Origin of the sequence: Bacillus andreraoultii, from assembly GCF_001244735.1 — a bacterium.
GTDB classification, from domain to species: domain Bacteria; phylum Bacillota; class Bacilli; order Bacillales; family Caldibacillaceae; genus Caldifermentibacillus; species Caldifermentibacillus andreraoultii.
The window spans coordinates 1,438,118-1,451,520 of sequence record NZ_LN868937.1 but is presented as its reverse complement, the minus strand read 5'-3'; the positions used below and the strand labels follow the sequence as shown (position 1 = coordinate 1,451,520).

The following is a 13,403-nucleotide window of genomic DNA, read 5'->3' as shown; positions in this document are numbered from 1 at the left end:
TCCTTTTTTATTCTTTCTATTTCTCATCTTTTCAATAAAACTTTTCCAAAATTCAACTAAATAAAACTCAGGGACGCCCTTAGCTTTTAGCAACCAAAGAGCCTAGAGTTCGCCGAAAATAAAGAGAGATTTTCGGCTTTGATGTAGCTGCTAAAGTCTTCCTTGTCCCGCTTAGCGCACAAGGAAAGTAGAAATTGGAACATTTATCCTTTCCTATTAGCTAAAAAGAGCCCATGTTGCCATGAGCCCTTGATTTATTAACTTGCTTTTTCTCCATTCTTATATATATCTAATCCTGCTTCATTTAACATCCATTCTATGTGTACACCATAGCCACTTGTTGGGTCATTGACAAAAACATGGGTAACTGCTCCAATGATTTTTCCATCCTGAATAATTGGACTGCCACTCATCCCTTGGACAATCCCACCCGTTTTTTCTAATAATTTCGGATCGGTTATTTTTATAACCATCCCTTTTGTTGCTGGAAACTTTTGTGGTATAGAACTAACAATTTCGATATCAAATAATTCGACTTTATCATCATCAACAACTGTTAAAATTTTTGCTGGACCTTTTTTTACTTGATGAGATAATGCGATAGGTATCGGCTTATTCATCACGTGATTTTGAATATCTTTATGAAGAGTACCATATATACCAAATTGGTTGTTCTTATTAATGTCTCCTACGACATTCCGTTCATTTAAAAATCGAGCCAATTTTTCCCCAGGTACACCATTCGTTCCTTTTTGAATTGAAGTGACTGTCGACGGTACGATATAACCATCTTTAACAACGATTGGCATCTTCGTATCCATATCAGATATAACATGTCCTAATGCCCCATATATTTTTGTTTTTGGTTCATAAAAAGTAAGGGTACCAATCCCCGCAGCAGAGTCACGAATATAAAGACCTAATTTATATTTGTCATCTTCAGTTTCTTGCTGAGGAGTTAATCTCGTTTGAAATTCTTTATTTTCTCTTTGGATGACTAATTGTAACGGTTCCCCCCGTTCCCCTGCTTTTTGTACAAAGGAGCCCACTTCGTTTATCGATTCAATTGTCTTTCCATTAATTTTTGTAATTAAATCTCCTACTTTGACACCAGCTTCCTCACCAGGAGAAACTTTACCGGTGTTTGTATTTACTTGATGGTAACCGACAACTAGTACACCTTTTGAGTTAATTTTAACTCCAATCGATTGACCACCAGGTATTACTTTGAAATCTTTCAACACATTTACATGAACTTTCTTAATTGGTAAGCCAGCAATGTTATACACAACTTCATTTCGCCCATCTTTTTTAGCGATAAGCTCCAAATCATCTTTTTCGTCCATTTCAATCATATTCCGGTTCGTACTCGCCTGAACAAAAGGTGCTTTTGGTAACAAAAATGACTGACCATTAAAATACGTAATCTCATTAGAAATCGTTAAAATTTTACCAACTGGTGAAAAAAGGGTAATTAAAACGAAAGAAACAAGGAGAATATAGCCAATTATTTTTCTTTTCTCTCTCTTCATGTCATTCCACTCTCCTCGCTTCAAGTCCACACAAAGGTTACATTTATAATCTTGCCGATAAAGCAGTCATTTATAATGAATCAACTAAAAAAAATAATGTAGGAAATGGATTTTTTTTGAACCTATGACAAAAAAAGAAAAAATCGCGATTACATACCTCGCGATTAGTTATGATATTGATTTTTTAAAGACCTTGCACTTTGTAACATTTCCTTTGAATGTTCTTCAGTAGCCGCTGTAATTTGGGCACCTGAAATCATTCTTGCTAATTCTGCTATTCGTTCCTGTTCTGTTAACTCAATTACTTTTGTTTTTGTCCTTTCTCCTGACACTTCTTTTTTTATAAAGAAATGGTGATCACACATTGCCGCAACTTGAGGTAAATGGGAAATAGATAGCACTTGAGATCCAATGGATAGTTGATATATTTTTTCTCCGATTGCCTGTGCGACACGCCCGCTTACACCTGTATCAACTTCATCAAAAATAATTGATGTAATACCTTGGTGCTTAGAAAAAATGGTTTTTAATGCTAACATAATACGTGAAAGTTCTCCACCTGAAGCAATTTTAGTTAATGGTTTTAACGGCTCACCTGGGTTCGTACTTAAATAAAATTCAATCTCATCCATTCCATTTGGAAAAAACTTTTCCTTTTGCTTATCAAAAAATTTAACCTCAAAAATAGTTTTATCCATATATAAGCTTTTTAATTCTTTATGAATTGCACTTGACAACTTTTCTGCTGTCTTTTTTCGTAATTCTGATAAATTTTTGCCTTCTACGACTAAGTCATTTTCAATTGAATGGAGTTTTTTCGTTAACGATTCGATATGACTTTCTTTATTTGTAATCATTTCTACTTCTTCTTCAATTTTTGCAGCATACTCTAATATTTGTTCAATGGTTTGACCATATTTGCGTTTTAATTGATTAATTTCATTAAGACGATTTTCAATATCATTGAGACGGTTTGGATCAAATTCCAATACATCCAGATGAGCTCGTAACGTGTGAACAATATCTTCTAACTGATAAAAGTTATTTGAAATCGTCTGATTAACATCCTCATAAGCTTCATCAATTGTAGAAGCTTCCTCGATGTTGGAAAGGGCTAAGCTAACCCAATCTAACCCCTTTTGTTCTCCTTGAAGGGCTTCATATGCTGTATTTAATGAGGAATAAAGTTTTTCATAGTTCATATATTTTCTTTTTTCCGTTAGTAACTCTTCGTCTTCTCCGATAATAAGTTCAGCGTTAGAAATTTCATCAAGTTGAAAGGTTAATAAATCTAATCGTTGCGCCATTAATTGTTCATTTTTCGTGAGCGCCATAATATCCTTTTTAATTTTTTCATATTCATGAAATATTGCTTGGTATTCACCTAAAGCTAATTTAATGGGCTGTCCACCGTAATAGTCCAATAAAGAGAGATGATTTTTTTCATCCATCAATTCTTGACTATCGTGTTGACCATGAATATCTACTAAAGTCCGACCAATTTCTCTTAATGTTGCAATAGTAACTAATTTACCATTAACTCGACAAACACTTTTTCCCGAAGTATACATATCTCGTTTTAAGACAATCATTCCATCTTCAATATCTATACCAAATTCTTTCATTTTAGCAATACTAGGATGGGTATCTTCAACTAAAAATAACCCTTCAAGTTCTGCTTTTTCTTCACCGTGTCTAACAAAATCTGCAGAGCCTCGTCCACCAATTAGTAAATGAATTGCATCGATAATTATTGATTTTCCAGCTCCGGTTTCTCCCGATAAAACAGTGAATCCTTTTTGAAAAGATATTGAGATGGATTCAATAATTGCAAAGTTTCTTATCGCTAATTCTGCCAACAACTTAATACCCTCTCCTTTAAACTCTTTTCAATTATGTCAGTAAGTTGATTAATTTATTTTTTATTCGTTCACCATCTTTTGGTGTATCTGTAATAATTAAACACATATCGTCCCCACATACCGTCCCTAATATTTCTTCCCAATCTAGTTGATCAATAAGATTTCCAACAGCGTTCGCATTTCCTGGTATAGTTTTTAGAAGTACAAAATGATCGGTTACATTAATCTTAACGAAAGCATCCACTAATAATCGTTGCAATTTTTCCAATGGATTAGCACGTTGCTCAATCGGGTATTTATATTTATACCCGTTATCAGACGGAACTTTAACAAGCCGCATTTCTTTTATATCTCGTGAAACAGTTGCCTGGGTTATATTAAATCCTGCATTTCTCAATTGATCAACCAACTCTTCTTGAGTCTCAATGTTAAACTTATCTATAATTTCTCTAATTTTTAAATGACGTAGATTAATTAATTTATTTTTTATTAACTCACCATGCTCTGCATCTTCTACAATAATTAAGCACGTGTCATCGCCACAAACGGTGCCTAATATTTCTTCCCAATCTAGTTGATCAATAAGATTACCAACAGCATTCCCATTACCTGGAATTGTTTTTAATATGACAAGTTGTCCAGCTACATTTATTTTCACAAATGCATCAACAAGAAGTTTTTGTAACTTATCTAGTGGGTTATGCTTTTGATCTGACGGTAAGCTATATTTATATTGTCCGTTATTTGTGGGTACTTTGACGAGTTGCAACTCTTTTATATCTCTAGAAACAGTCGCTTGCGTAATTGCAAATCCTGCATTTCTCAATTGTTCAACTAATTCATCTTGTGTCTCTATATCGAATCTTGCAATAATTTCTCTAATTTTTAGATGTCGTTGCAATTTACTGCTCATTCGTTCCACCTACTTTAATGATCTATTAAGACTATTTTACATAAAAAGATGCTAAAACGAAAAGGTATATTTCATATAGAGTAGAAGTTATAGGTGAGGAAGTACGTGAAAAAGAGAGGAAATTCAATCCCCTCTTTTATCTTTTCTTAATTGATTATGAGCTTCTTTAACAATTTCTTCTACCGTTAATGAAATAAAGTTCTTTCCGAAGGCTCCCTCTTGATTACCGTTCCATTTTAAATGAAGTAAAAATTCGATATTACCATCTCCACCAGTGATTGGAGAATAGGATAAGTTATAACAATCGAAACCTTCTTGTAACGCAAATTGGATTATTTCATTAACTACAAGAACATGTACTTTTGGATCACGTACGATTCCTTTTTTTCCTACCATTTCTTTACCTGCTTCAAATTGTGGTTTTACTAAAGCAACAATATCACTTCCAGGAAGTAATAAATTTTTCAATGGTGGCAAGATCAGTTTCAAAGATATAAATGAGACATCGATAGTTGCAAATTGGGGAAAATCACACTGTAAATCATCAGGAGTTAAATAACGAAAATTCGTACGTTCCATAACAATTACTCGATCGTCATTACGTAATTTCCATGCGAGTTGGTTATAACCTACATCAACAGCATAGGAGTATTTCGCACCATGTTGCAAGGCGCAATCAGTAAATCCGCCTGTCGAAGAACCGATGTCAATCATGACTTTATCTTTAACAGAAACATTGAACTCTTTCAATGCTTTTTCTAATTTATAGCCGCCACGCGAAACATAGGGCATTTGTTTTCCTTTAATTGATATTTCAATATTTATTGGCACCTTTACTCCTGGTTTATCAAGCCGCTCTTCGTTAGAGTAAACAATTCCTGCCATAATAGCTCTCTTTGCTTTTTCCCGTGTATCAAAAAAACCACGTTCATAGAGCAAAATATCTAATCTTTCTTTTTCCAAAATTCTCAAGCCCTCTTTTTCATTTTTTGTGACAATTTTATTATCGTCTGAACAATATGATCAGTGGTTAATCCTATTTCATTTAATAGCTCATTAACTCCACCATGATCAATAAATTCATCTGGAATCCCTAATCGTGTAATTTGTGAGGTATACCCATGGTCATTGGCAAATTCTAGTAAAGAACTTCCAAACCCCCCTTGCAAAATTCCCTCTTCTACAGAAATTATCGGTATATTTTTACCCATAATAGTAGATAGTAATCTCTCATCTAATGGTTTTATAAATCGAGCATTGACTACCATTACTTGATAGCCGTATTTTTCCAATGTTTTCGCAGCTTCCAACGCCATTGGAATTGTCGTACCAAACGTTATAATCGCATAGTCCGTTCCTTCTTTTAAAATTTCCCAAGAACCAATCGGTATTTCTTTAAAGTCTTGATCAATTGTTACCCCCAAACCATTTCCTCTTGGGAAACGCATACCTATAGGTCCATTTTCATAATTAAAGGCAGTATATACCATATGTTTCGCTTCGTTTTCGTCTCTAGGCATCATAAGTACCATATTTGGTAAATTTCTTAAAAAGGCAATGTCAAAGACTCCTTGATGAGTATCACCGTCTGCTCCAACTAGCCCTGCACGATCAATTCCAATAAATACATTTAAATTTTGCCGACAAATGTCATGAACAATTTGATCATATGCACGTTGTAAAAAGGTTGAGTATATAGTTAAATAGGGTTTCATATTTTGTGTCGCTAACCCTGCGGCAAGAGTTGTTGCATGCTGCTCAGCAATTCCTACATCAATTACTCGATCAGGGAACTCTACTTGAAAACCTTCTAATTTTGAACCAACAGTCATGGCAGGGGTAATTGCAACAATTCGCTCATCTGTTCTTGCTAATTCTCTTACCGTTTCACTAACGAACTTGCTCCAAGCAGGTGGGCTATCGACCGGTTTTATAAAATCTCCTGTTTCTATTTTATATGGGCCCGTACCATGCCAAGTTCCTACTTTGTCATTTTCTGCTGGGTAATAGCCCTTTCCTTTTTTTGTGACAACATGGAGAAGAACGGGTCCGCTTGTTTTTTTAGCATATTTTATCGTATCAAATAAATCTTCATAACTATGCCCATCAATCGGTCCTAAATAGGTAAAACCGAGTTCTTCAAAAAACATACCCGGAACAAATAAATATTTAAAACTATCTTTTAACCGTTCCGCTTTAGAAGCAACAATACCACCAACAGCAGGGATTCTTTTTAATAAGCTTTCGATTTCATCTTTAGCCCAGTTATATTTTCCAGCTGTTCGTAGTCTTCCTAATATATTGTGTACAGCTCCAACATTAGGGGCTATCGACATCTCATTATCGTTTAAAATGACAATGATATTTTTCTTCTCGTGACCAATATGGTTTAACGCTTCTAGGGCCATTCCACCTGTCAATGCTCCGTCCCCAATGACCGGAATGATATAATGTTTTTCCCCTTTTAGATCACGAGCAATTGCCATACCCATTGCCGCAGATAAACTTGTCGAGCTATGCCCCGTTTCCCATACATCATGAACACTTTCACTTCTTTTCGGAAAACCACTTAACCCTTTATATTTTCTTAACGTATCAAAATCTTTTCCTCTGCCAGTTAATATTTTGTGCACATAACTTTGATGACCGACATCCCAAATGATTTTGTCTTTTGGGCTATTAAACATTTTATGTAGCGCAATCGTTAATTCAACAACACCTAAGTTAGGTCCAATATGTCCACCAGTTTTCGAAAGATTTTCTATCAAAAATTTACGAATTTCGTCGCTCAATAGCTCTAATTCTTTTATTGATAAATTACGTAGGAAAGAAGGGCTTTTTATGGATTTTAGATCCATATTGGATCACTCACTTTCGTTTCAAATAACTTTCTTTTTTCTATATTATAACAGTACTTAGCTATTCTACAAGGTGTTACGCTTAGTACATATAAAAAGTTGCCTTTTATAACAGTGTTAACGATTTCGATTCACAACCATATCTGTTATAAATGAAAGTTGCTTGACATCGAGAGGTAAGTTTTCGAGAATTTTTTCTGCTGCTTTCATATGTTCCAATAATTTCTCTTTTGCGCCTTGAAGAGAAAGAATATTTGGGTACGTACTTTTGTGTTTATCTAGGTCACTTCCAATATTTTTCCCCATTTGATCGATCGTTCCTTCTATATCTAGAATATCGTCACGTATTTGGAATGCAAGACCGATATGATAACCGAATTGATTCAATAATATCTCTGTTTTCTCATCCGCATCCGCCAAAATCGCCCCTGCTTTTATACAAAATGAAAGTAATTTTCCTGTTTTATGCGTATGAATATATTCCAGTTCTTTTAAAGAAAGACTCTTATTCTCCCCTTCAATATCTGCGACTTGACCGGCAACCATTCCTTCTGGTCCACTTGCTCTCGCTAATTCATTTATGATTTTAATTTTTTTATCTGCTGATAAGTCTTTTATTTCCGATATAAGTTGAAAACTGTATGTTAATAAAGCATCGCCAGCTAAGATAGCAAATGCTTCACCAAATACTTTATGGTTTGTAAGCTTTCCTCTTCTTAAATCATCATTATCCATCGCCGGTAAATCGTCATGTATAAGTGAATATGTATGAATCATCTCGACAGCACAAGCTATTGGCAAACCTAATTGAATATCTTTATGAAATGCTTTTAGCGTAGCAAAAATAAGTAATGGTCGGATTCGCTTTCCGCCTGCTTGCAGTGAATAATCCATTGCCTTTCGTAATGTTTCTGGCGTATTTAGAGCACGAATGGCATCTTCTAAATCATTATTAATTAGTTTTACATACTTTTCCATCACTTCCGGGTATTTATACAATTTATTCCACCTCATTAATAGAGAAGTTCTCTGTTTCCCCGTTTTCTTTTAATATTTCTGTTAACTGTTCTTCTACATTTTTTAGTTTCATGTGACAAATTTTCGCAAGTTCCATCCCTGCTTTATATTTCGCGATGGCTGTTTCTAAAGGTACATCGCCACCTTCTAAAATGTCAACAATTCCTTCCAACTTTTCCATTGCTTCTTCAAATGTTAAATTTTCCTTTTCAACTGTTCCTTTTTCACTCATCTTTTTTCTTCCTTTCTATCAATAACTGTCGCATTCAATGAACCATCTGCAACTGTCACTTTAATGGCATCACCTATCTTAACCTCTTTAACAGATTTAATAATATGATTTTTCTCGTTATAGGCGATGCTAAAACCACGTTCCATTACCTTTAATGGACTAAGAGCTTGTAATGTCGTTAAATGTTTGGAGAATTCATTTTGTTTTAGCTTTACTATCGAATTAAACGATCGATTAAGTTGTTTTTTCTGTTGAATAAGATTTAATTTTGCTTGTTCATATTTATCCTGTGGGTGATTTGCTTTTAATCGTTGCTTTAGAAAGTTGACCCTTTGTTCCGATTCATTTATTGTTTGTGTTAACTGACGGCTAGAAAGTTCCACCAACCGGTCTAAATGTTCCACCTTTTGTTCAAATAGTTTTTGCGGATAACGGAAAGCATAAGATTTACTAAGTCGTTCAAGTCGTTTATGTTCAACATTATATTTTTCTTTCATTGCCCGCATTAAACGAATTTTACGATTTAATATTCTTTCCATTAAATCGTCTATATTTGGTACAGCAAGTTCCGCAGCTCCCGTTGGTGTCGGTGCTCTTAAATCTGAAACAAAATCGGCAATAGTTGTATCGGTTTCATGACCAACCGCTGATATAATAGGAATTGTAGAAGAAAAAATTGCCCGTGCGACAATTTCTTCATTGAAAGCCCATAATTCTTCAATAGATCCTCCTCCTCGTCCAACAATCAATACATCTACTTCTTTTCTCTCATTCGCCGTCTCAATCGCTGATACAATAGATGGAGCTGCAGCGTCCCCTTGAACTAATGCGGGATAGATGATAATTTTCGCAATTGGAAATCTCCTTCTAATGGTCGTAATAATATCTCTAATTGCTGCTCCTGTTGGTGATGTAATGACACCTACTGTTTTCGGGTACGAAGGAATGGGTTTTTTTTGTTCTATAGAAAATAAGCCTTCCTTACTTAATTTTTCTTTTAACTGTTCAAACGCTAAATATAGCGCACCTATTCCTTCAGGTTCCATTTCCTTAACGTATATTTGATACTGACCACTGTATTCATAAACACTAATTTCTCCACGAACTAATACAGTCATCCCATTTTCCGGTTCAAACTTTAGCCTTCGCGTTTGAGAAGAGAACATTACAGCTAATATTCGTGCTTTATTATCTTTTAATGTGAAATATAGATGTCCACTTGAATGTCTTTTAAAATTGGAAATTTCCCCTTTCACAAAAATATCTTGTAAGTGAGGATCGAAGTCGAATTTCCGTTTAATATACTTTGTTAGAGCATGGACCGATAAATATTGATTGTTTGCCATTCTTAAGCTCCTCTTATACCTTGATTGCTTACTTATCTTCTACTTTTTTCCTTATAATTAGTTTACTAAAAATAAAGAAACACGTCATTAAAAATCAACAGGGTAATGATTTAGTTGAATTTATTCGTTACTCAAAGAAGTAGTAAGGATAGGATTATAATTGAAGAGTGCATTTTTCATAGACACGCACGTATTTAGAAAAGAAACCTCACTTACAAAGGAAATCTTTTTAAGTGAGGTTTCTTTTTACAGTTTTGCAGCTTTTACTGTGTTTGCTAAAAGCATTGTGATTGTCATTGGCCCGACTCCACCAGGGACTGGCGTTATGTATGAAGCTTTTTGCTTCACTTCATCAAATAATACGTCACCACATAGTTTTCCATGTTCATTACGATTCATCCCTACGTCAATGACGACTGCACCCTCTTTTACATAATCAGCTGTAATTTCATATGGTTGTCCAATTGCGCTAATTAAAAGGTCTGCCTGCCTTGTAATGGAAGGTAAATCTTTCGTTTTCGAATGACAATAAGTAACTGTAGCATTTTTATTAAGTAATAGCTGTCCCATCGGCTTTCCAACAATCGTACTCCGCCCTATTACTACCGCATGTTTACCAGTTAAATCAAACCCAATTTCTTCTAACATCTCGATAATTCCTAATGGTGTACATGGTACAAAAGATTCTTCACCGATAACTAATTTCCCTACATTATAAGGATGAAAACCATCTACGTCTTTTCGTGGATCAATTGATTTAATCACTTTATTCGGATTAATATGATTTGGCAATGGTAATTGGACTAAAATCCCATGAATATTCTTGTCCTCATTAAGTTCAGCAATTGTGTTTAACAGAAATTCTTCCGTAATCGTTTCATCGTATTGGATTAATTCAGAATGCATTCCGATTTCCACACAAGCCTTTTGTTTATTACGTACATATGTTTGACTTGCTGGGTCATTTCCTACTAGTATAACTGCTAAACCCGGAGTCACTCCTTCTTTTTTTAGTCCATCCACAGTTTGGCTAAGTTCTCGCTTTTTTTTCGTTGCAATTGCTTTTCCATCAATTATTTGTCCAACCATTGTTTCTCCCCCTATAACAATTCAAGTTATTCGATTTTATTTAAAACCTTTGATAACACACCATTTATAAATTTACTTGATTTTTCATCCCCAAAACGTTTTGCTATTTCAATGGCTTCATTTATTGTTACAGTATTTGGAACATCCATATATTTCATTTCATAAACAGCAATTCTTAGTAGATTACGATCCACATTTGCTAAACGTTCAAGAGACCAGTTTTCTAGGTATTCAGCTATTGTTTGGTCAATTTCATTTAAATGGTTTAACGTACCGAAAAATAGCTCTTTAAGAAAGCCATCATCTTTTTCGTTCCCAAGTACGTGAAGGTATGCACTTTCCTTATCTGTTTTGCCTACATCTACTTGAAACATTGCTTGTAAGGCTTTTTCTCTTGACGCTCTTCTATTCATATTAAAAATACTCCTTTTCAGTCATTTATGTTTTAAGATTCTTATGTACTCTTTTGGAATTTGTACGACATTATTTTAGACTACACAAAATAATAGCATAAATGATTAAAAAAAGGAATTTCTCAAAAGGAATATCGATTTTTATACACATCTTATCATAGGAGTATATGTAAATAAAAAAAACTCAGGACTTGAGCCTTTAGGTAACCATAGTAACTAGAGTTCGCCGATAAACTTTTTCCGCAGCGATGTAATGCTCGTAGCCTTCCTTATGCGCTAATGCGTAGTAGCAAGTAGAAATTGGAAAATTTATACTTGCTTATTAACTAAAAAAGCAGGGAATGATCCTGCTTTTTTATTCTGCTTCGATTGAATTTGTCTCGTCTTTTTGAATATCGAAATTAACATTAACAACATGAATATTTACTTCATCAGTTTCTAGCCCAGTCATGTTAAACAATGCTTGACGAATATTGTCTTGAATGCTTTGGGCAACTTTTGGAATAGAGACTCCAAAGTTTAATACACAGTACACATCAATTTTAATTTCATTGTTAGTAAGGTCTACTCGAATCCCTTTACCATGGTTCTTCTTACCTAAACGTTCTACAACTCCAGTAGCAAAACTTCCCCGCATCGTTGCAACACCATCAATTTCAGATGCGGCTATTCCTGCAATCACTTCTATTACTTCAGGAGCAATTTCAATTTTTCCTAAGCCATCCTGAGTCATTTCTAACACATTATTTTCTGGCATTAACTACACCACCTTATGCTTTATTATTCATTACATCATACATTTCTAAAAATTTCGTATTAAAATCCCCAGAAATAAATGCATGATGTTGTAAAACTTTTTGATGGAACGGTATTGTTGTAAAGATTCCATCAATAACAAATTCGCTTAACGCACGTTCCATTTTTTTGATTGCTTCTTCTCTTGTTGGAGCATGAACAATTAACTTAGCAATCATTGAATCATAGTATGGCGGAATGGAATAACCAGGATATGCTGCTGAATCCACACGAACACCAAATCCTCCTGGAGCTAGGTACATATTAATTTTACCAGGAGAAGGCATAAAATTCTTCTCTGGATTCTCCGCATTAATCCGACATTCAATTGCCCACCCATTAAAAGTGACATCTTCTTGTTTCCAGGATAGTTTCTCACCACTCGCTACAAGTATTTGTTCTTTTATTAAATCAATTCCAGTAATTAATTCTGTTACAGGATGTTCTACTTGAATTCGAGTGTTCATTTCCATAAAATAAAACTTTTGCTCCCTGTAATCATATATAAATTCTACCGTACCTGCACCTGTATAATCAACAGCTTTTGCAGCTTTCACGGCAGCTTCACCCATTTTATTTCGTATATCTTCGTTTAAAGCCGGTGATGGTGCCTCTTCGATTAATTTTTGTAGTCTTCTTTGAACAGAACAATCACGTTCTCCTAGATGGATTACATTGCCATAGTTATCTGCTAACACTTGAATCTCTACATGGCGAAAATCTTGAATATATTTTTCTAGATAAACGCCAGGATTACCAAATGCTGTGGCCGCTTCCTGTCTAGTTATGTTTATTCCTTTAACAAGTTCTTCTTCATTATTTGCAACACGAATTCCTTTTCCACCGCCACCTGCAGTAGCTTTAATAATAACAGGATAACCAATATCAGATGCTAGACTTAATGCATCATCAATTTCTTCGACGATTCCATTGGAACCAGGAACAATCGGGACACCAGCCTGTCTCATCGTCTCGCGAGCGACATCCTTTGTTCCCATTTTTGAAATAGCTTCTCCTGTTGGCCCAATGAACACAAGCCCACATTCTTTAACTAAGTTTGCAAAGTTTTCATTTTCGGCTAAAAAGCCATAACCCGGATGAATGGCTTCACAACCAGTTAATTTCGCTGTACTTATAATGTTAGCTATATTTAAGTAACTATCTTTCGATGGATTAGGCCCAATACAATACGCCTCATCAGCCATCTGCACATGGAGGGCTTCTTGATCAGCCGTAGAGTATACAGCGACTGTCTGAATATTAAGTTCCTTGCAGGCACGTATAATTCGAACTGCGATTTCCCCTCTGTTCGCAATTAATATTTTCTTCAACACAAGTACCACCTC

The 13,403-nt window shown here is 34.8% G+C and carries 12 protein-coding genes and 1 pseudogene; all 13 read right to left on the bottom strand.

Annotated elements, in window-relative coordinates; translation table 11 throughout:
• Positions 1–257: 257 nt before the first annotated feature.
• Entirely contained in the window at positions 258–1,532 is a 1,275-nt protein-coding gene (gene spoIVB / locus BN2144_RS12090) for a SpoIVB peptidase (protein ID WP_033828458.1), read from the bottom strand.
• A 164-nt stretch (positions 1,533–1,696) separates the two neighbouring features.
• Positions 1,697–3,394 (bottom strand): DNA repair protein RecN, encoded by a 1,698-nt coding sequence (gene recN / locus BN2144_RS12085; RefSeq protein WP_033828457.1) that lies wholly within the window; start codon positions 3,392–3,394, stop codon positions 1,697–1,699.
• 31 nt (positions 3,395–3,425) lie between these two features.
• Entirely contained in the window at positions 3,426–3,869 is a 444-nt protein-coding gene (gene ahrC, locus BN2144_RS20390; RefSeq protein WP_050632377.1) for a transcriptional regulator AhrC/ArgR, read from the bottom strand.
• Positions 3,861–4,307, bottom strand: a pseudogene (gene ahrC / locus BN2144_RS20385) (transcriptional regulator AhrC/ArgR); the annotation flags it as partial. The gene ahrC (BN2144_RS20390) and the pseudogene ahrC (BN2144_RS20385), both read right to left, overlap by 9 nt.
• Before the next feature lie 123 nt (positions 4,308–4,430).
• Positions 4,431–5,273 carry a TlyA family RNA methyltransferase gene (locus tag BN2144_RS12070; RefSeq protein WP_033828625.1) on the bottom strand — a complete coding sequence of 281 codons (843 nt, stop codon included), beginning with the start codon at positions 5,271–5,273 and terminating at the stop codon, positions 4,431–4,433.
• 2 nt (positions 5,274–5,275) lie between these two features.
• The gene (gene dxs, locus BN2144_RS12065) at positions 5,276–7,165 is read right to left on the bottom strand and encodes a 1-deoxy-D-xylulose-5-phosphate synthase (RefSeq protein ID WP_033828456.1); all 1,890 of its coding nucleotides are present in this window, start codon (positions 7,163–7,165) and stop codon (positions 5,276–5,278) included.
• A gap of 117 nt (positions 7,166–7,282) precedes the next feature.
• Positions 7,283–8,143, bottom strand: coding sequence for a polyprenyl synthetase family protein (locus BN2144_RS12060; protein WP_033828624.1), 861 nt, complete (start codon positions 8,141–8,143; stop codon positions 7,283–7,285).
• Between the two features lie 22 nt (positions 8,144–8,165).
• Positions 8,166–8,414, bottom strand: a complete 249-nt coding sequence (xseB, locus tag BN2144_RS12055) for an exodeoxyribonuclease VII small subunit (RefSeq protein ID WP_033828455.1) — start codon at positions 8,412–8,414, stop codon at positions 8,166–8,168.
• On the bottom strand, positions 8,411–9,760 hold the full coding sequence (gene xseA / locus BN2144_RS12050; protein WP_033828454.1) for an exodeoxyribonuclease VII large subunit: 1,350 nt from the start codon (positions 9,758–9,760) through the stop codon (positions 8,411–8,413). Before xseA ends, xseB begins: the two co-directional genes overlap by 4 nt.
• 246 nt (positions 9,761–10,006) lie before the next feature.
• Positions 10,007–10,849, bottom strand: coding sequence for a bifunctional methylenetetrahydrofolate dehydrogenase/methenyltetrahydrofolate cyclohydrolase FolD (gene folD / locus BN2144_RS12045; RefSeq protein WP_033828453.1), 843 nt, complete (start codon positions 10,847–10,849; stop codon positions 10,007–10,009).
• Positions 10,850–10,875: 26 nt separating this feature from the next.
• Entirely contained in the window at positions 10,876–11,262 is a 387-nt protein-coding gene (gene nusB, locus BN2144_RS12040) for a transcription antitermination factor NusB (RefSeq protein WP_033828452.1), read from the bottom strand.
• Between the two features lie 355 nt (positions 11,263–11,617).
• Positions 11,618–12,019, bottom strand: coding sequence for an Asp23/Gls24 family envelope stress response protein (locus BN2144_RS12035; RefSeq protein ID WP_033828451.1), 402 nt, complete (start codon positions 12,017–12,019; stop codon positions 11,618–11,620).
• Between the two features lie 13 nt (positions 12,020–12,032).
• Positions 12,033–13,391, bottom strand: coding sequence for an acetyl-CoA carboxylase biotin carboxylase subunit (accC, locus tag BN2144_RS12030; protein ID WP_033828450.1), 1,359 nt, complete (start codon positions 13,389–13,391; stop codon positions 12,033–12,035).
• Between the last annotated feature and the right edge of the window lie 12 nt (positions 13,392–13,403).

Bases quoted from the DNA above. Each gene is read 5' to 3' on its own strand.
- spoIVB (WP_033828458.1), bottom strand. From the start codon at position 1,532: ATGAAGAGAGAGAAAAGAAAAATAATTGGCTATATTCTCCTTGTTTCT.
- dxs (WP_033828456.1), bottom strand. From the start codon at position 7,165: ATGGATCTAAAATCCATAAAAAGCCCTTCTTTCCTACGTAATTTATCA.
- BN2144_RS12060 (WP_033828624.1), bottom strand. From the start codon at position 8,143: ATGGAAAAGTATGTAAAACTAATTAATAATGATTTAGAAGATGCCATT.
- xseB (WP_033828455.1), bottom strand. From the start codon at position 8,414: ATGAGTGAAAAAGGAACAGTTGAAAAGGAAAATTTAACATTTGAAGAA.
- xseA (WP_033828454.1), bottom strand. From the start codon at position 9,760: ATGGCAAACAATCAATATTTATCGGTCCATGCTCTAACAAAGTATATT.
- folD (WP_033828453.1), bottom strand. From the start codon at position 10,849: ATGGTTGGACAAATAATTGATGGAAAAGCAATTGCAACGAAAAAAAAG.
- nusB (WP_033828452.1), bottom strand. From the start codon at position 11,262: ATGAATAGAAGAGCGTCAAGAGAAAAAGCCTTACAAGCAATGTTTCAA.
- BN2144_RS12035 (WP_033828451.1), bottom strand. From the start codon at position 12,019: ATGCCAGAAAATAATGTGTTAGAAATGACTCAGGATGGCTTAGGAAAA.